This is a genomic window from Massilia sp. TWR1-2-2, from assembly GCF_049897565.1.
Classification (GTDB): domain Bacteria; phylum Pseudomonadota; class Gammaproteobacteria; order Burkholderiales; family Burkholderiaceae_D; genus JAFCUW01.
The window spans coordinates 109403-127939 of record NZ_JAFCWM010000002.1 but is presented as its reverse complement, the minus strand read 5'-3'; the positions used below and the strand labels follow the sequence as shown (position 1 = coordinate 127939).

13 protein-coding genes are annotated in these 18537 nt (G+C 65.6%); 4 read left to right on the top strand and 9 right to left on the bottom strand.

The features are described 5' to 3' along the window. Positions 1 to 180: 180 nt before the first annotated feature. The 4 genes from ACP7DD_RS02540 (at position 181) to ACP7DD_RS02525 (ending at position 6543) form a co-directional block, all read left to right on the top strand. The gene (locus tag ACP7DD_RS02540; protein ID WP_426173137.1) at positions 181 to 1677 is read left to right on the top strand and encodes a lipopolysaccharide biosynthesis protein; all 1497 of its coding nucleotides are present in this window, start codon (positions 181 to 183) and stop codon (positions 1675 to 1677) included. Between the two features lie 156 nt (positions 1678 to 1833). Then, positions 1834 to 3420: an acyl-CoA ligase (AMP-forming), exosortase A system-associated gene (locus tag ACP7DD_RS02535; protein WP_426173136.1), complete on the top strand. Its 1587-nt coding sequence runs from the start codon at positions 1834 to 1836 to the stop codon at positions 3418 to 3420. After that, positions 3417 to 4652, top strand: coding sequence for a pyridoxal-dependent decarboxylase, exosortase A system-associated (locus ACP7DD_RS02530; RefSeq protein ID WP_426173135.1), 1236 nt, complete (start codon positions 3417 to 3419; stop codon positions 4650 to 4652). The genes ACP7DD_RS02535 and ACP7DD_RS02530 overlap by 4 nt, the downstream gene beginning before the upstream one ends. A gap of 37 nt (positions 4653 to 4689) precedes the next feature. Beyond that, positions 4690 to 6543: an asparagine synthetase B family protein gene (locus ACP7DD_RS02525; protein WP_426173134.1), complete on the top strand. Its 1854-nt coding sequence runs from the start codon at positions 4690 to 4692 to the stop codon at positions 6541 to 6543. Between the two features lie 56 nt (positions 6544 to 6599). Here ACP7DD_RS02525 and ACP7DD_RS02520 read toward each other — a convergent pair whose 3' ends face one another. From ACP7DD_RS02520 to ACP7DD_RS02480, 9 genes are read right to left on the bottom strand one after another with little or no spacing between them, the layout of a single operon-like run. Beyond that, a complete protein-coding gene (locus tag ACP7DD_RS02520; protein ID WP_426173133.1) occupies positions 6600 to 7637 on the bottom strand; it encodes a polysaccharide deacetylase family protein in 1038 nt (345 codons plus the stop codon). Next, the gene (locus ACP7DD_RS02515) at positions 7630 to 8943 is read right to left on the bottom strand and encodes a putative O-glycosylation ligase, exosortase A system-associated (protein ID WP_426173132.1); all 1314 of its coding nucleotides are present in this window, start codon (positions 8941 to 8943) and stop codon (positions 7630 to 7632) included. Before ACP7DD_RS02515 ends, ACP7DD_RS02520 begins: the two co-directional genes overlap by 8 nt. Positions 8944 to 8955: 12 nt before the next feature. Beyond that, a complete protein-coding gene (locus tag ACP7DD_RS02510) occupies positions 8956 to 10344 on the bottom strand; it encodes a phenylacetate--CoA ligase family protein (protein ID WP_426173131.1) in 1389 nt (462 codons plus the stop codon). Continuing rightward, the gene (locus ACP7DD_RS02505; protein ID WP_426173130.1) at positions 10341 to 11450 is read right to left on the bottom strand and encodes a glycosyltransferase family 4 protein; all 1110 of its coding nucleotides are present in this window, start codon (positions 11448 to 11450) and stop codon (positions 10341 to 10343) included. Before ACP7DD_RS02505 ends, ACP7DD_RS02510 begins: the two co-directional genes overlap by 4 nt. Then, positions 11447 to 12664, bottom strand: coding sequence for a TIGR04063 family PEP-CTERM/XrtA system glycosyltransferase (locus ACP7DD_RS02500; protein WP_426173320.1), 1218 nt, complete (start codon positions 12662 to 12664; stop codon positions 11447 to 11449). Before ACP7DD_RS02500 ends, ACP7DD_RS02505 begins: the two co-directional genes overlap by 4 nt. Before the next feature lie 35 nt (positions 12665 to 12699). Further along, entirely contained in the window at positions 12700 to 14604 is a 1905-nt protein-coding gene (locus ACP7DD_RS02495; protein ID WP_426173129.1) for an XrtA/PEP-CTERM system amidotransferase, read from the bottom strand. Beyond that, positions 14589 to 15770, bottom strand: a complete 1182-nt coding sequence (locus ACP7DD_RS02490; protein ID WP_426173128.1) for a TIGR03088 family PEP-CTERM/XrtA system glycosyltransferase — start codon at positions 15768 to 15770, stop codon at positions 14589 to 14591. The genes ACP7DD_RS02495 and ACP7DD_RS02490 overlap by 16 nt, the downstream gene beginning before the upstream one ends. Next, positions 15770 to 17326: an exosortase A gene (gene xrtA, locus ACP7DD_RS02485; protein ID WP_426173126.1), complete on the bottom strand. Its 1557-nt coding sequence runs from the start codon at positions 17324 to 17326 to the stop codon at positions 15770 to 15772. The genes ACP7DD_RS02490 and xrtA overlap by 1 nt, the downstream gene beginning before the upstream one ends. Then, complete coding sequence (locus ACP7DD_RS02480) at positions 17323 to 18537, bottom strand: TIGR03087 family PEP-CTERM/XrtA system glycosyltransferase (RefSeq protein ID WP_426173124.1); 1215 nt, start codon at positions 18535 to 18537, stop codon at positions 17323 to 17325. Before ACP7DD_RS02480 ends, xrtA begins: the two co-directional genes overlap by 4 nt.

Sequence of the window (18537 nt, the reverse complement as noted above, 5' to 3'; positions counted from 1 at the left end):
ACATCATTCCGGAGTATAACCCGTCTGGCAAAAAATTGGCTTCACAGAAATGCAATCGAGCACGATATGTTGCAAAACGCGACGTGTGCGGTGTTTAACGGAAATTGATTGCTGCTACAATGCAACTCGACAATAAAATGCCGTATTAGCGCTGCGAATCACCAAAGGTCGTCCTGCCCAATGGAAAAAATCAATAACCAAATTGCCAAGGGCGCCGTGTGGATGGTCGCTTTTAAGCTGATCGACCGCGGTGTGGGGCTGGTCAGTACGATCGTGCTGGCCCGCCTGCTGGCGCCGGTCGATTTCGGTCTGGTTGCAATCGCGATGATGCTGATCGGCGCGCTGGCGCTGCTGTTCGCATTCAGCTTCGATGTTCACCTGATCCAGAAGCCGGATGCCGGCCGTGATGAATTTGATACGGCCTGGACCTTCAATGTCATTTTCGGCACGGTGACGGCGCTGCTGCTGGCAGCGCTGGCCCATGCGGTCGCGCTGTTCTACCACGAGCCGCGGCTCGAAGCGGTGGTGTACTCGCTGGCGCTGGGCTGCTTCATCGGCGGGCTGTCGAATATCGGCCCGGTCATCTTCCGGCGCGAAATGCGCTTCGACCGCGAATTCAAATTCATGCTCGGCAAGCGCCTGGCGCCGGTGATCGTGACGATCCCGATCGCCATCTGGCTGCACAGCTATTGGGCGCTGGTGATTGGCCAGCTGACCGGCACCGTCGCGTCGGTGGTGCTGTCCTACCTGGTCAGCGACTACCGGCCCAAACTGTCGCTGAAGGCGCGCGTCGATCTGTTTAACTCGTCCAAGTGGTTGTTTATCAACAACGTGCTCATCTTCCTGAATGGGCGCGCATCGGAATTCGTCATCGGCAAGCTCGCTGGCGTCACCGGCCTTGGCGTCTATGCCATTTCATACGAGTTCGCGACCTTGCCAACTACCGAGCTGGTCGCACCGATCAACCGCGCCGCCTTCCCGGGCTATTCGCGCCTTTCGCACGACATAGACCAGCTGCGCAGCAGCTTTCTTGGCGTCATTTCCGTCATTGCGCTGTTCACGCTGCCGATGGGTATCGGCATCGCCGTTGTGGCCGACCTGATGGTGCCGGCGGTGCTGGGCTGGAAGTGGCTGGACGCGATCCCGCTGATCCAGATCCTTTCGCTGTTCAGCGTCTTGACGGCACTGCAGACGAACATCGGGTATGTCTACCTGGCAGTCGGGCGTCCTCGCCTGATCACCATTGTTGCGGCGGCGCAGTTTGTGGTGCTGGTGGCGTTGCTGCTGCCGGCCACCTGGAAATGGGGCGCGACCGGCGCGGCCTGGTCGTTCCTGATCACGGCCATCTGCATGGTGCCAGTCAACCAGATCCTGATCCACAGGCAGTTGAACCTGTCAGTCCTCGGGTACGCCGCACGGCTGTGGCGCCCGACCGCCGCAGTGGCGCTGATGACGCTGGCCGTGTATGCGGTGAAGCATCAGCTCACCCTGGGCACCCAGACCCACACCTACGTGCTGGCCCTGCTGTTGTGTATTGCCGTAGGCGCGCTGGTGTATTCGGTGTCGCTGTATGCATTGTGGAGGCTGAGCGGGCGGCCGGAAGGGGCCGAAAAGGAATGTTTGTTACGCGCCGAGCAGGCGCTGCGCAAAGCCGGACTGGGCCTGAAGCTGGTGTAGGCGGGCGCTATATATATGTGGGAACGCGGAAAACGTCGGCTGGCAGCCACACACAAGCAAAAACGATAAGAATTTGCGTAATGAAATGTTAATATTTGGCCTTATGTTGCAACTGTTCAAATAAAGTTGCCAAACCCTGCACAAACGACCACGCCCATGAGTGACCTGATCCACGAATTCATCTTTAACTCGGCCCGGCGCACACCGGGCGCCGAAGCGCTGGTTTCCGGCAAGCGCCGCCTTGACTACGCCACGCTGGCCGGCACCGTCAGCCAGGTCGCCAACGGCCTGCTGGCCGCCGGCCTGGGCCGCAGCGAGCGGGTCGCCGTCTACATTGAAAAAAATGTCGAGAACGTCGCCGCCATGTTCGGCGCCGCCGCTGCCGGCGGCGTGTTCGTGCCGGTCAATCCGCTGCTCAAGCCCGAGCAGGTCGGCTACATCATGGCCGACTGCAACGTGCGCGTGCTGGTTACCTCGGCCGACCGCCTGCGCCTGCTCGCGCCCGCGCTGGCCCTGTGCCCCGACCTAAAGCTGGTGCTGGTGACGGGCGCGGCCGACAAGCTGCCGGCAGTCGAAGGCGTTGCCGTGCAGCCGTGGGACGCGCTGCTGGCCGCGCCCGCCGGCCAGAAACCGCACCGCGTCATCGACGCCGACATCGCCGCTATCCTGTACACGTCGGGCAGCACCGGCAAGCCGAAGGGCGTGGTGCTGTCGCACCGCAACATGGTAGCCGGCGCCACCAGCGTCGCCAGCTACCTCGAAAACACGGCCGCCGACCGAATCCTGGCGGTGCTGCCGCTCAGTTTCGACTACGGCCTGTCGCAGCTGACGACGGCGTTCCACGTCGGCGCCACCGCCGTGCTGATCAATTATCTGCTGCCGCGCGACATCGTCAAGGCGGTCGAGACCGAGCGCATCACCGGCCTGGCGGCCGTGCCGCCGCTGTGGATCCAGGTCGCCCAGCTGACCTGGCCGGCCGACTGCACGGTGCGCTACATCACCAATTCGGGCGGCGCCATGCAGCGCCCGACGCTCGACGCGCTGCGCCGCGCGCTGCCGAACGCCAAGCCGTTCTTGATGTACGGCCTGACCGAAGCTTTCCGCTCGACCTTTTTGCCGCCAGAAGAAGTCGACCGCCGTCCCGATTCGATGGGCAAGGCGATCCCGAACGCGGAAGTAGTCGTGCTGCGTGCCGACGGCACCGAGTGCGAGCCGGGCGAACCGGGCGAACTGGTGCACCGCGGCGCGCTCGTCTCGCTCGGCTACTGGAACGACCGCGCCAAGACGGCGGAAAGGTTCAAACCGGTCGTGTCGAACCACCATGGCCTGACGATGACGGAAATGGCGGTATGGTCGGGCGACACCGTGCGCAAGGATGAAGAAGGTTTCCTCTTCTTCATCAGCCGCAACGACGAGATGATCAAGACGTCCGGATACCGGGTCAGCCCGAGCGAGGTGGAGGAAGTGGTGTACGCCCGCGAGCAGGTGGCCGAAGCGGCCGCGATCGGCGTGTCGCACCCGACCCTGGGCCAGGCGATCGTCGTCGTCGCCCACTGCAAGGAAGGCATGGCGATTGACGCCGACGCACTGATGGCGGCGTGCAAGCCGCACCTGCCGGCCTACATGCTGCCGGCCCGCATCGTCATGGCCGACACCAGCCTGCCGCGCAACCCGAACGGCAAGATCGACCGCAAGCTGCTCAGCCAGCAATTTGAAAACACTTTTATGGAAGCCGCCCAATGAGCGCCGTGCGCCCCCAACATGCGCCGATGACGCAATTTGACGTCATCGACGATTGCCTGCAGGTAGGCGGCATGCCCCTGACCCGGCTGGCCGAGCGGGTTGGCAGCACGCCGTTCTACGCCTACGACCGCGCCAAGCTGACCGAGCGCGTCGCGCTGCTGCGTGAATATCTGCCGCCGGAAATCCACTTGCACTACGCCATGAAGGCGAACCCGATGCCGGCCGTGGTGCAGCACATGGCCACCCTGGTCGACGGCATCGACATCGCCTCCGGCGGCGAGCAGCGCGTCGCCCTCGACACGACGATGGACGCCGGCCTGATCAGCTTCGCCGGCCCGGGAAAAAGCGACGCCGACCTGGCCTGCGCGGTCGCCGCCGGCGTGGTGCTGAACATGGAGTCGGGCGCCGAGATGGAACGCATCGCGCTGGCCGGCAAGCGGCTCGGCATCGTGCCGAAGGTGGCGGTGCGGGTCAATCCCGATTTCGAACTGAAGTCGTCCGGCATGAAGATGGGCGGCGGGCCGAAGCAGTTCGGCGTCGACGCCGAACTGGTGCCGGCTTTATTGAAACGCCTGGGCGAGCTGGAGCTCGATTTCTACGGCTTTCACATCTACAGCGGCTCGCAGAACCTGAAGGCGGCGTCGATCCAGGAAGCGCACGAGAAAACCTTCGCGCTGGCGATCCGCCTGGCCGCCGACGCGCCGCGTCCGCTGCGCACGCTCAACATCGGCGGCGGCTTCGGCATCCCGTATTTCCCGGGCGAAGGCCGGCTCGACCTGGAAGCGGTCGGCGCCAACCTGAAGCTGCTGCTGCCCGACGTGCTGAAAGCGCTGCCGGGCGTGCAGGTGCAGATCGAGCTGGGCCGCTACCTGGTGGCCGAAGCAGGCGTCTACGTCAGCCGCGTGATCGAACGCAAGGTCTCGCGCGGCCAGGTCTACCTCGTCACCGACGGCGGCCTGCACCATCACCTGGCAGCGTCGGGCAACTTCGGCCAGGTGATCCGCAAGAACTATCCGGCCGTCGTCGGCAACCGCGTCGCCGGCGGCGAGCGCGAGACCGCGTCCGTGGTAGGCCCGCTGTGCACGCCGCTCGACCTGCTGGCCGACCAGATGGAGATGGCTAAAGCCGATGTCGGCGACCTGGTGGTGGTGTTCCAGTCGGGCGCGTATGGCCTGACGGCCAGCCCGGCTGCCTTCCTCAGCCATCCGAACGCGCGCGAAGTGCTGGTATGACGGCGCCAAGAACAATAAAGAATCAAGGAGTGGTGCAATGAGTGGTTTATGCGGTTGGATTGGAAAAGGCGCCGGGGCGGCGGATAACCGCGCGCTGGTCGAGACGATGGCGGTGCCGATGGCGCGCTTCGACGGCCACAGCGTGCAGTGCCTGCCTGGCCGCGCCAGCGCCGTTGCGGTCGCCGCCGCCGCCGGCAGCGCGCACGTGTACCAGAACGGCGCCTTCACTGTTGCCCTGTGGGGTCATGTGCGCATGCGCGACGCCGCGTTGGCGCAGCAGGCGGCCGAGCAGGGCATCGGCAAGACGCTGCTCGATGCCTGGCGCAAGTCGCCGGCATTGGCGTGCAACAGTCTGTCCGGCCCGTTCGTGCTGGCGATTATCGACGACGCCGCCGGCGAAGCGATGCTTGCGATCGACCGCATGGGCACCCAGCCGCTGTCGTACCAGGTGTCGGGCGAAACGCTGGTGTTCGGTTCATCCGCCGACACGATCGCGCGCCACCCGTTGACGCCGGCGCGGATCGACTCGCAGGGCATCTACAACTACGTCTATTTCCACATGGTGCCAAGCCCGGGCACGGTGCACGCGCAGCAGCAGCGCCTGCTGCCGGGACAGTACTTGCTGTACCGCCAGGGCCGCGTCGAGACGCACCAGTACTGGCGCATGAAGTTCGACGAGCAGGGCAGCAAGTCGCTGCCTGAACTGAAACAGGAATTTCGCGACCTGCTGCGCAGCGGTGTGCGCGAAGCGGCCGAGGGCGCCAACGCCGGCGCCTTCCTGTCCGGCGGCACCGACAGCTCGACCATTGCCGGCACGCTGACGGAAGTGTCGGGCAAGCCGGCCAAGACGTATTCGATCGGCTTCGAGGCCGAAGGCTACGACGAGATGGAATACGCGCGCATCGCCTCGCGCCATTTCGGCACCGAGCACCACGAGTATTACGTCACCCCGGACGACGTGGTGGCGGCAATCCCGCTGATCGCCGGCGTGTTCGACCAGCCGTTCGGCAACGCCTCGGCGGTGCCTGCCTACTACTGCGCCAAGATGGCGCGCGCCGACGGCGTGACGCGAATTTTCGGCGGCGACGGCGGCGACGAACTGTTCGGCGGCAACGAGCGCTATTCGAAGCAGCACGTGTTCGCCATGTACGACCGGGTGCCGGGATTGCTTCGCAAGGCCCTGCTCGAGCCGGCGGTATTCAACTTCCCCGCGGGCGAACACATCAAGCTGGTGCGCAAGGCGCGCAGCTACATCGAGCAGGCGTCGGTGCCGATGCCGGCGCGGCTGGAAACGTACAACCTGCTGGGCCGCTATGGCGCCAGCAAGGTGTTCACCGACGACTTCCTGGCCGGCTGCGACGATGCAGTGCCGCTCAAGAGCCTGGCGGACACCTACGGCAAGAGCGAAGCGGGCAGCCTGATCAACCGCATGCTAGAGCTCGACCTGAAGATCACGCTGGCCGACAACGACTTGCCGAAGGTGATGAAGGCGTGCGAACTGGCCGGTCTGGAAGTGGCCTTCCCCTTCCTCAACGACCAGATGGTGGAGTTTTCCGCGCGGCTGACGCCGCAGCAAAAGCTCAACGGCACGCAGCTGCGCTGGTTCTTCAAGGAAGCGCTGAAAGACTTTTTGCCGAATGAAATCATCACCAAGCAAAAGCACGGCTTCGGCCTGCCGTTCGGCGTCTGGCTGCAGCACCACAAGCCGCTGCAGCAGCTGGCCACCGACAGCCTGACTGACCTGAAGCAGCGCAAGATCGTACGCGGGGAGTTCATCGACCAGCTGGTCGGCCAGCATCTGTCCGAGCACGCCGGCTATCACGGCACCATGGTGTGGGTGCTGATGATGCTAGAACAGTGGTTCAAGCAGCGCGAAGTCGGCGCCGCATAACGAAAAAAACGTCGGCAATTGCCGGCGTTTTTTGTTTGGGCGCAGACCTGTGCCGGTCAGGCGAAAGTGGCCGGCTTGAGGATGTTGCGCGCCATCCTGACGGCAAAGCGCATCGGCGTGCGGTCCCACGGGCTAAAGCGCGGCAGCTGGTGCACGTCCGGCGCGCCCTTGCAGGCGCCCCACGCGGTCGATACCGCGCCTTCGAATCCGAGCTCCTTCACCAGCGCCACGTGCTCGGCGCGGTAATCCGAATCCGGCTTGCCGTTCGGGTAGGCAAACAGCCGGACGGGTTCGCCGATCATCTCTTCCAGCGCCTGCTTGCCTTGCGCGATTTCGGCGCGCGCGGCATCAAGCTCGATGCTGGCGAGGATCGGATGGTTGACCGTGTGCGCGCCGATCCCCATGCCCGATAGGTGTAGCTGCAGCACCTGCGACGTCGTCATCATCAAGTTTTTCGGCAGAGCGATGCCGACCGCGTCGACCAGGCGATTGACCATAGTCAACCGCTCGCCCATCGGCAGGTACTTGAGCTGGCCGATCAACGCCATGATCGTCGCCTGGCGCTGCGCCACCGAGCTGACCGGATGGACGCCAAGGCCAAAGACGCTAAAATTTAGCGCGCCGTCGGGCGCGCGGCGCACCATCTCGATGACCGAGTCGTTCCACATACGCCCGCCATTGAGGAAGCCGGTGGCGATGAAAAAGGTAGCCGGCAGATGGCGCCGTTGGAGGACCGGCAGCGCGACTTCGGCGTTATCGGCATAGCCGTCATCGAACGTGATGCAGGCCGCGCGCGATGGCAAGGTGCCGGCGGCGCTGTGGCGCACCGCGTCAATCAGCGGGATGACGTTAAACATCGCGCCAATGCGGCGCAGGTCGCGGTCGAACTCGGCGCTGTCGACTTCGCCGGGAAACAGCGGATCCTTGTGCTGCAGCACGCGGTGATAGATAAAGATCGACAGGCCGCGCTTGCCGCCAGGGGAGAGCACCCGCATCATCATCTTGCCGAGCATGAGTGAGAGGTCCGAGTCGCGGGCGTGGTCGGGCTCCTCGTTGAAGCCGCCAACCCGTGCGGTGCTGTGAAGATTATCCATTTGATACTTTCTGCGGTGTGGCCCCCGTCAGGCGCTGCGCCGTCGCCTCTGCCTTGGCTACGTCTCTGCTGACCTTCAGGTGCCGCTCGACGACCAGGCGCGTTGCCACCATCGCCGCCATCACATAATAGGGAACGTCGAAGTACGCCAGGCTGAGGAAGGCGCCGCCAACCGCGAAGCCGAGTAAGCTGACCTGTAGCAAGGGAACCAGTTCGGCAGCCCATTTCAGTTCCGGATCGAGCTTGCTGTTCTTGATTACCCAGCTGCCGCTGCGCCATGTCAGGAAACCGATCGAGAGGTACAGGAACAGACCAAGGAATCCGTGCTCGCCGAGCACTTGAAAATAGACGCTGTGGGCTGCGTGAATGTCTTCCGGCACCGGCGCGTATCGGGCAAATACACCGGCGTCGTAGATCTCGAAGCCGCCGCCGAGCGGGCGGTCCATTGCCAAGTTGGTTGCCATGTGCCAGGCGTTCACCCGTCCCATCGCCGATTCGTCAGCTTTATACTCGCCAATCGTGTCCATGCGAGAGTGCCATTGCTGAGGCATGGCCAGCAACATCACCGGCACCAGCAGCACCAACACCAGTCCCACCGTGAGCTTTTCCTTGCTCTTGAGCCAAAGGAAGCCGGCCATTGCGGCAATGGCCAGCAAGGCACCGCGTGAGTACGACCCGAGCGAAGCGAACGCGCACAGGCCCATCGACGCCATGAAGGCATAGCGGCCCCATTTGTTGGAGGTGATCTTCATCAGATAGAACATAAGTGGAATGACCATGATTAGAGCAAGCGCGACTTCGTTGTTGCCTTCGATGAAGGTGCCAGCCGGACCCCACACGCGATCTGCGCCGCCGCTCTTGATGGTGAAGATGCCGCCCTTAACGCCGTAGTAGCCGAGCGAGATAACGATCGACCAGATCGCCATTTCAATGTGCTTGCGCTCCTTCATCAACATGATGACTATTAGCGTCATGCCGAAGATCTTCATCACTTTGTTCCATTGCGTATAGACCAGATCGGGGTGGATTGCGAACAGCGATGTCACGCACATTAACGCCATGAAACACATGAACACGACTGTGACCGGCACCACTGGCAGCTTCTTGTCGCCCTTGTAGACCACCAGGCTGAGCAGCACAGTGGCGGCGATTATGGCGGCGAACGGGAATGAGCGGGCGAAACCCCAGCCCTGGGCGTGCGGGTTCATCACGCTGATCCAGATCCACAGCGCGGGCCCCCAGTAGGGCCGCTTGAAGATCAGCGGCAGCGAACAGAACACCACGATGGTGACTAGAATGTCTCTCATTGGAACTCCTGGTCAGCGCGGCTGAGCCGCGTCGACCTTGCTAACGACGTAGCGGAACTTGCCGGATTTTTCCGGCAGGATGGCCGGTACTTGCTCGACCTCGATGGCGACGACCGCGCCCAGGCGGGCCTTGAAGCCGGCTTCGATTTTCTGCAGCAACGCCGGCGCCAGCGCGGCGTCGGCCACCACCTGCACCCGGGTCAGCTCAAGGCTTTCCTGCACGATCTTGAACGCCTTGACTTCAGGAAGATCGCGCAGGATGTACACCAGCGCCAGGCCATGCATGACGGTGCCATCAATGGCGACCAGGAAATCGGTGCTGCGGCCCTGGATTTCCTTGAGCAGCGGCAGGCCGCGCCCGCAGCTGCATGGCGCCGTGTCGAGCACGCCGACGTCGCCGGTGCGGTAGCGGATGAACGGGAAGTCGCCGGTCGCGAGGTGGGTGACGACGATTTCGCCGGCGGTGCCCTTCGGCACCGGCTGGCCGTCGGCGTCGAGGATCTCGACGATGATGTCTTCGCTTGTGATGTGCATGCCGCCGGCCGGGCACTGGTGGGCGATGAAGCCGGCGTCGCGCCCGCCGTAGCCGTTGGCCACCGGGCAGCCGAACGTTTCGGAGATCTGCTGGCGCTGCTCGTCGTACAGCCGCTCGGACGTGACGAAGGCGACCTTGATGCCGAGATCGTCCATGCGCACGCCTTTCGCCCTGGCGTGGCGCGCGATGTGCGACAGCGCCGACGGGTAGCCGAACAGCATGCGCGGGCGCACCGCGCGGATGCGCGCGAGAAAGCCGTCGAGCTTGGCGTCCGACATGGCAAACGCCGGCAGCAGCTCGGTGCGCAGCATGCGGTCGCGCACCGCGCGCACGCTGTCCTGCGCGCCCAGTTCGATGGGCGAACCCCAGACGACGATTTCGGCGTCGCCGATGTCGACATCCCACCAGCGCGTGGCGCGCCACTTGGCGGCGACGTCGTGGCTGACGCGTTCCTTGCCGATGTAGAAAATCAGCGGTTCTCCGCTGGAGCCACCCGTGTTAAAGCGCGCCAGGCCATCCGCGTCGAGCGCCTTCATCCCTTCGCCGGCGGCGCGAATGCGCGCCTTGTCGAGCAGCGGCAGGCGCTGCAGGTCGGCCAGCGTGGTGACGTCGCGCGCCGGGTCGAAGCCGGCGGCGGCGAACAGGTCGCGGTAGTACGGCACCTTGGCCTGGGCGCGCAGCAGCAGCCGGCGCAGGCGCTTCAGTTGCAGCGCTTCGAGTTCGGCCGCCGGCCACCATTGCGATTGTTCCATCGACTGGCGCACCGCGACGGTGGTGTGGCGCTTCATGCGCTCGTGCAGCGGAAACAGCAGGCGCGACACCACCGAGGTGTACAGGCCGGTGTTGGGCAATGTCTGGGTACTCATGGGTGGCTTGCTACCTTGGCTAGGCTGGTGTTGGTGACCGATCGGTAGACCGCGAGCAGCCGCGGCCGTACTCCTGGCCACGCGTATTGTTGCACATAACTTAGTCCTGCCGTGCGTAAACGCGAGGCCAGTTCGGGGGAATCGGCCAGGCGCAACATGGCGTCGGCCATCGCCTGCGGCGCGCGCGGCGGCACCAGCAGCGCCGTCTTGCCGTCTTCGACCATGAACGGCACGCCGCCGACATCGGTGCTGACGACGGCTACGCCGCTGGCGAGCGCTTCGAGCACGGAATTTGGCATGTTGTCGACCGTGCTCGGATTGAGCATCAGATCGGCGCCGCGGTACAGCGCGCCCATGCCGGCATTGTCGACGCGGCCGGTGAAGGTCACGGCGGCGGCGACGCCGAGGTCGACGGCGAGTTGTTCGAGTTCGGCGCGCAGCGGGCCGGAGCCGGCCACCACCATCGTCGCACCCGGAATGCGCGCGGCGACGAGGGCGAACGCGCGCAGCGCCGTGTCGTTGTCGTAGATCGGCTCGAGGTTGCGCGCCACCAGTACGCGCAGCGGCAGCGCGGCGCCGGGAACGGCCGCCGAAAAACGCTCGAGGTTGATGATGTTGGGGACTACGGTGGTGGCCACGCCGTACTTGCTGAACACGTGCTCGAGAAAGCCCGACGGCACCACCACGGCATCGGCACGCAGCAGGCTGGGGCGCACCCAGCGCTGCGACTTTTGCATGAAGGCGTCCGCTTCGCCGCCCCGGTAGTTGACCACCACCGGGCAGCCGCGCAAGTGGCCGATCCAGATCGCCGGCGCGGCGAACAGGTGCCACGACCAGCCGGAATTGGCCATTACGTGGAACAGGTCTACGCGGCCGGCCGCGCCCCACAGGTGCGCGACATATGGCGCCAGGCGAAACAACGCGCGCAGGCCCGGCAGCTTGCCGGCCCACGCCGGCGTGTACGGGGCGTTGACCTGGATGACTTCGACCTGGTGGCCTTCGCCTTCGAGCAGGCCAATCAGCTGCAAGGTCTGGTTGGCCATGCCGCCGGACGGCGGCGGCAGCGGGCCGACCACGCCGATGCGCAGGGGCGGTTGAGAGATCAAGGCGTCGCCTTGCCGGTGACGCCCTGGTAGACGTTCTTGTAACGCGCGACGCTGGCCTTCCAGCTGCGTTCATTTTCCACAAAACTTCTGCCCTGGGCGCGCAAGGCCGCCCAGCGTTCCGGCGCGCCGAGCAGCGCGAGCGTTTTCTGCGCCAGCGCCAGCGGGTCGCCGGCGCGAAACAGCACGCCGGTCTTGCCGTCTTCGATCAGTTCCTTGTGGCCGCCGACGTCGGACGCCACCAGCAGGCGGCCCTGCGCCATCGCTTCGAGCGGTTTCAACGGCGTCACCAGGTCGGTCAGGCGCATCTTCAGGCGCGGGTAGACCAGCACGTCGACCAGGTTGTAATAGCGCTGCACGTCGTGGTGCGGCACGCGGCCGGTGAAGATCACCTTGTCGGCCACGCCCAGCTGCACCGCCTGCGCCTTGAGCGCGGCGTCCTGCGGGCCGCCGCCGACGAGCAGCACGCGGATCGCCGGATTCGCTTCGAGCATCGCCGGCAGCGCCTGCAGCAGCACGTCGAGGCCTTCGTACGCATAGAACGAGCCGATGAAGCCGAGCACCGACTTGCCCTGCAGCCCAAGGCTGGACGCGAGCACTTCGTCGCGCGCGCCGTCGACCGAAAAGTCGCCGATGTCGACCGCGTTCGGGATCACGGTGATCTTCTGCGCCGGGATGCCGCGGGTGCCGACGATTTCAGCGCGCAGTCCTTCGCAGATGGTGGTGGCGGCGTCGACGCGTTTCAGCGCATAGGTTTCCATCGCGCGGGTGATGCGGTATCGCAGTCCCCATTCGCTGGCGGTGCCATGGTCGACCGCGGCGTCTTCCCAGAAGGCGCGGATTTCATACACCACCGGGATGCCGAGCTTTTTGCCGACCCGCAGCGCGGCGATCGCGTTGAGCGCCGGCGAGTGCGCGTGCAGCACGTCCGGCTTGACCTCGCGCGCAACTTCCAGCAAGCGCGCGGCCAGGTGGTCGATGACGGCCAGCTGGTTCAGCACCGGCAGGCGGTCGAGCAGGCCAGTGCTGGGCGCGGTGCGGTAGAAGCCGAGGCCGTCGATTTCTTCGTGCGCCTTCGGGGCGGCGCCCTGTTTCGGGCTGGTCAGGTGAAACGTCTGCCAGCCGAGCGCGCGCTGCTGCTGCAGGATCGAGCGGGTGCGGAAGGTGTAGCCGCTGTGCAGCGGGATCGAATGGTCGAGCACGTGCAATATGCGCAGCGGCGCGCTCAAGGCGTCCAGCTTCGGCAGCGCGCTCATGCCGCTTCGCCCTGCAGTTCCTTGCGCAGGAACGCTTCGAACATCAGCACCGTCCAGATCGGCGCGCTGTAGTCGCGCCGGCCCGACTCGTGCTGCTCGACCATCTGGGCGAGATAGTTGGTGTTGAAGATGCCGGTCGAGGCCAGCGTGTCGCCCAGCAGCGACTCGCGCACGCGCTGGCGCAGCGGGCCGCGGAACCAGGTCGCCAGCGGCACCGCAAAGCCCATCTTCTTGCGGTAGAGGATCTCTTCGGTCAGATGCGGTTCGAGGCTCTTCTTGAAGATGTACTTGCCTTCGCTGCCCTTGAGCTTCATCTCTGGCGGCAGGCCGGAAATCCATTCGACCAGCTTGTGGTCGAGCAGCGGCACGCGCACTTCCAGCGCATGCGCCATGCTGGCGCGGTCGACCTTGGTGAGGATGTCGCCCGGCAGGTAGGTCTTCATGTCGAGGTACTGGATCATCGACAGCGGGTCGTCCGTCGGCGACGCGGCGGCGTGGCCCTTCATCACCTCAATGGCCTGGTAACCCTGCAGGTTCTTGCGGAACTTGTCGGAGAACAGCTGCGCGCGCATGTCGTCGGACATGATCGAGACGCCATGGAAGTAGCCTTCGACCAGGTCGCGCGACAGCGCTTCGAAGGTGGTCTTGGCGCGGAACACGCGCGGCGCCCAGTCGGCCTTCGGATAGTATTTGCCGAGCGGGCCGAAGATGAGTTTGCGCATGGTCGGCGGGATTTTCGAGCGCACGCTGTCTTCTGCCATCGCGTAGCGGTAGCGGCGGTAGCCGGCCAGGTTCTCGTCGCCGCCGTCGCCGGACAGGGCCACCGTCACGCGTTTGCGCGCCAGCTGGCAGACGCGGTAGGTCGGGATGGCCGAACTGTCGGCGTACGGCTCGTCGTACAGGTCGGCCAGCGTGTCGAGCAGCGCGTAGTCGTCGGTGTCGACAGTTTCGGTGACGTGTTCGGTCTTGTACTGGCGCGCCACCTGTTCGGCGTACTGCGACTCGTCGAACGCCTTTTCCTGGAACGCGATCGAGCAGGTGTTGACCGGGTCCTTCATCAGGCCTGCCATCATCGCCACGATGGCGCTCGAGTCGACGCCGCCGGACAGGAAGGCGCCCAGCGGCACCTCGGCCTTCAGGCGGATCTTGACCGCTTCGCGCAGGCGCACGATCAGCTCTTCCTCGGCGTCCTTCTCGCTCATCGGCGCGTGCAGCTTGAACGGCACGTCCCAGAATTTTTTCGGCTGCGGCACCGGCTGGCCGATGTGGATCGTCAGCGTGTAGCCAGGGGAGAGCTTCTTGGCGCCGAGGTAAATCGTTTTCGGCTCCGGCACGTAGCCGTAGGCGAAATAGTCCTCGACCGCCTGCGGGTCGATCGCGTGCGGCAGGTCCGGGTGGGCGCGCAGGGACTTGAGCTCGGAGCCGAAGATGAACATCCCGTCGGGCAGCAGCGCATAGTAGAAGGGCTTGACGCCGAGGCGGTCGCGCGCCATGAACATGACCTGCCTGGTGCGGTCCCAGACGCAGATGGCGAACATGCCGCGCAGCTTGTGGACGCACGCTTCGCCCCAGGCCGACCAGGCGTGGACGATGGTTTCGGTGTCGCTCTTGGTGCGGAACACGTAGCCGAGCTGCTGCAGTTCCTCGGTCAGTTCCGGGAAGTTGTAGATCTCGCCATTGAACACCACGCCGACGTCGCCGGCGGCGTTGAACATTGGCTGCTGGCCGCTGGCGATGTCGATCACCGACAGGCGCCGGTGGCCGAAGCCGACTCCGGGTTCGGTGTAGATGTCGCCTTCGTCCGGCCCGCGGTGATGATGGCGCTCGTTCATGCGGCTTAGCAGCGCGCGGTCGATCGGTCGCGCGCCGCGCGTATCAAAGATTCCTACGATTCCACACATGATTTAATGTTCTTTCTGAAGCTCGTTTTTCGTTCACACAGCGTGTCGTACATCGATTGGTAGCCCGCCACCATCGCGTTCATGTTGTAGTTGCGCTGCACGCGCTCGCGGCCGGCGGCGCCGTGTTCACGCGTCATCGCCGGCGAACGGGCGTAGCGTTCGAGCGCCTGCGCCATCGCCGCCGGATCCGACGCCGGCACCAAGAGGCCGGTGACGCCGTCGGCGATCACTTCGGGGATGCCGCCGACGCGCGTGCCGACCACCGGCAAGCCGCTGGCCATCGCTTCGAGCGCCGAACCGGGCGTGCCTTCGGCGATCGACGACATGGCGAAGATGTCGAGGCCGCGCAGGATGTCAGCGATGTCGGTGCGCGCGCCGGGTAGCCAGACCTGGTCGGCGATGCCGGCGGCGGCCACCTTGGCGCGCAGCTTTTCCAGCACCGGGCCGTCGCCGACGATGGCCAGGCGCAGCTGCGCGCGCTGTTCGGGCATGCGACCGAGCAGCTGCACAAAGGCGTCGACCAGGGTGGCGTGGTCCTTCACATCCTGGATGCGCCCGACGGTGCCGATGACGATGCAGCCGGCGGCAAAAAAGGCGTCGCTGCGATCGCCGGCGGCGGGGCGGAACTTGTCGCTGTCGATGCCGTTCGCCAGCAGCCGGCTCTTGTGCGCCGGCACGCCGATGACGGTGCGGTTCCACTCGAGCATGTCGGCCGAGTTGGCGTAGCAACAGTCGTAGAACGGCACCATCATGCGGCGCAGGAAATTGTGCTTCCGGTTGCGGCCCTGCGGATCGGCGGCGTCGCGGCCGTGGGCGCCGTTGACGCGCACCGGCACGCCGGCGAGCAGGGCGGCCGGCGCGTACTCGATCGCCGACAGGTTGTAGCTGTGCAGGACGGCCGGTTTCAGCTTGCGCAGCAGCTTCCAAAGCGCCGCGTGGGTGCCGAGCGACAGGCCGGACTGTTTGCCCAGCGAGTACAGTTCGACGCCCGGGCGGGTGATCTTGTTGGCGAAATCGGTGTAGCCGGTCAGGCACACCACCGCGTGGCGGTAGGCGTCGGCCGGCATGCGGTTGATGCGCTCGACCATCAGGTTTTCCAGCCCGCCGAAGTCGAGCCGGTAGATCAGGTGCACGACCAGCGGCGCCTCGTTATGCGGGGCGACCATCAGCGCCGCCGGGTCTGGTCGAGCGCCGCTTCCACCGGCGCCAGGTTGGCCGCCAGGAAGGCGCGCAAGGTGGCGCGCGCCTGCTCCGGGCTGTCGTCGAAACGGGCATAGACGATGATGGCGGCGCCGTCGTCGCTGCCGTGCAGCGCCTTCTGCATCACCTGGTACAGCTTGCCGACGTAATCGCTGCGGGTGTCCTTGCCGTCGATGCGGTACCAGTGCCAGACCAGCATGCGTCCGCGCGCATCGGCGAGGATTTCTTCGCGCACGCCGAAGGTGCGCGCGCCGATCGTCTCAGTGCGTACCGCGGCGCCGTTGCTGCGCCAGGCGCTCTTTTCGCCGACCAGGCGGTTGGTCGAACTGATCAGGCGAGTGCCGGTGCGCTGGGCGCGGTAGTACAGCAGCGCCAGGCCGGCCGGCTGGCCGCCGTTGGCGTACGCGCCCTGGAACTGCGTGGCCGGCTTGGCGAAGCCGGGTGTCCAGTCGGCGAACTGGGGTGCCACCGTCCAAGCCGCCTGCGGCCCGCTCAGCTGCGGCGTGGCGGGATTGACGGCGTTTCGCTCGAGCCAGGCGGCGTACAGCGGCCAGGCGCCGATGCAGACGGCAACGGCCAGCGCGGCGGCGGCCAGCCTGGCGGTCGACGCCGGCGGTCCTTGCGGCGGCAGAACGCGCGGCGCGCCCTTGGCTGGCGCGCGGTCTTCGCGCCAGAACGTGCCGAGCCAGAACAGCACGAACATGACGATGCCGAAAAATACCCAGCCGTAGATCAGGTGGTCGACGCCGACGGCCATCGTCATGCCCGACAGGTGGCCCATCATCACGATCATGTAGGCGCGGCCCGTGTTGGCGGCGATCGGCACGAGGATCGCCAACAGGATGAACAGCGCCTGGCGCCAGCGCGAGCGATATGTCAGGTGGGCGTACAGGGTGCCGAGCGTGACCGAGGCGATCAGGTAGCGCAGGCCGCTGCAGGCCTCGACGACGGACCAGTTACCCGACGGGATGGAGAAGTGGTTGCCCTCGCGCAGGACCGGAATGCCGGTGGCGCGCAGCAAGTCGATGGTGAAGTTGGCGGTGATGTTGATCAACGGGTCGATGAATATTTCGCCGAACGGCACCGCGAACAGCAGAAACAGCAGGGCGAAGGCGAGCACGCGGGCGATGCGGCGTCCGAGCACGGCCAGCGCGGTCAGCGGCAGCATGGCGGCGAACGCGTACTGCTTGACGATCTGCACGTCGCCCAGGTCGGCCAGCAGCCAGCCGAAGCCGCACAGCGCCAGCAGCACGAAGCCGGGCCAAAAGGGCGAGGCCGTCATCTGCGCCAGCGTGGCGCGCCGTTCCCACGCCAGCCACAGGCTGATCGGCACGATGATGTAGCCGTGGGCGAACGTTTCGGAGCGGTTCCAGATCGAGACGATCGAACTGGCCGTGGCGAAGTGCAGCAGCAGCGGCAGCAGCAGCGCGACGGCGATGATCAGGTAGCGCGCGATGCTGCCGCGCTCGGCCGTGGCGATCGCCTGCGTCAGCTTGGTGGTGGAGGGCGTGATGACGCTCATGCGGTTTCCGTCATGGTGGTGGTGTTGTCGAGCAGGGAGTCGACCCGCGCCAGGTTGGCCGACCAGCCGTAGCGCGCTTCGACCTTGCGGCGTGCGGCCTGGCCCATGGCGGCATCGGGATGGGCCAGCGCGTGCAGCACGGCGGCGGCAAATTGCGGCGCGTCGGCGGCCAGCAGCAGTTCGCGTCCTGGTTCGGCTTCGATGCCTTCGAGCGCCTGCGGCGAGACGACGATGGTCTTGGCCAGCGACATCGCCTCGAGGACCTTGTTCTGGATGCCGCGGGCGATGCGCAGCGGCGCCACCGACAGCGCGGCGTGGGTGACGTACGGGCGCACGTCGTCGACGGTGCCGGTGACGAACACGTTCGGCAGCGCCGCCAGCGCCTGCACCGCCGCAGACGGGCGCGCGCCGACGATGTAGAACGCCGCCGCCGGTTCGGCGGCCAGCACGGCCGGCAGCACTTCGGCGGCGAACCACTGCACCGCGTCGATGTTGGGCCAGTAGTCCATGGCGCCGGCAAAGGCGATCACTTTTTGGCCGGGGGCGTAGGGATTCGGCGAGGCGGCGCTGGGCGCGAAGAACCCGGTGTCGACGCCGTTGTTGAAGTAGCCGATGCGCGCCGCGCTTTCGGGCGCGAGCTGCTTAAACAACGCCGCTTCCGGCGCCGAGACGAACAGGGCGGCGTCGCATTCGCGCGCGACCTTGCGCTCGTAGGCGAGCAGCTGGCGCGCTTCATGGCCGTACAGCCAGGCCATCGGCCCGGATTTCTTCTCGGCGTACTGGCGCCACTTGTCCGAATCGACGTCGCAAAAATCGATCACGCGGCGCGCCGCCGGATAGGGCTGGGCATATTGCGCCATCGGCGACGAGAACACGACGATCTTGCTGATCGCGTGCGCCTGCATCGTGCGGGCGACCCACTTGTGCATGCCGGCGTCGTGGTAATAGTCGAGCGACAGGGCGCGATTGCCGAGCAGCGCGCCCAGGCTTTTGACGCGCGCCATGGTAGGATTGAGTTTGGCGAAGTGGCTGCTGGCGCACATGCCCTGCACCAGCGGCACATGCTGCCAGTCGTCGGCGTCGTCGACGAACGTGCCCAGGTGCACCCGGTAATGCTGCGCCAGGTGCTTGAGCAGGTTGTACGAGCGGATCTTGTCGCCCTTGTTGGGCGGATACGGCATACGGTGGATCAGCAGGAGCAGGTTTTCCAC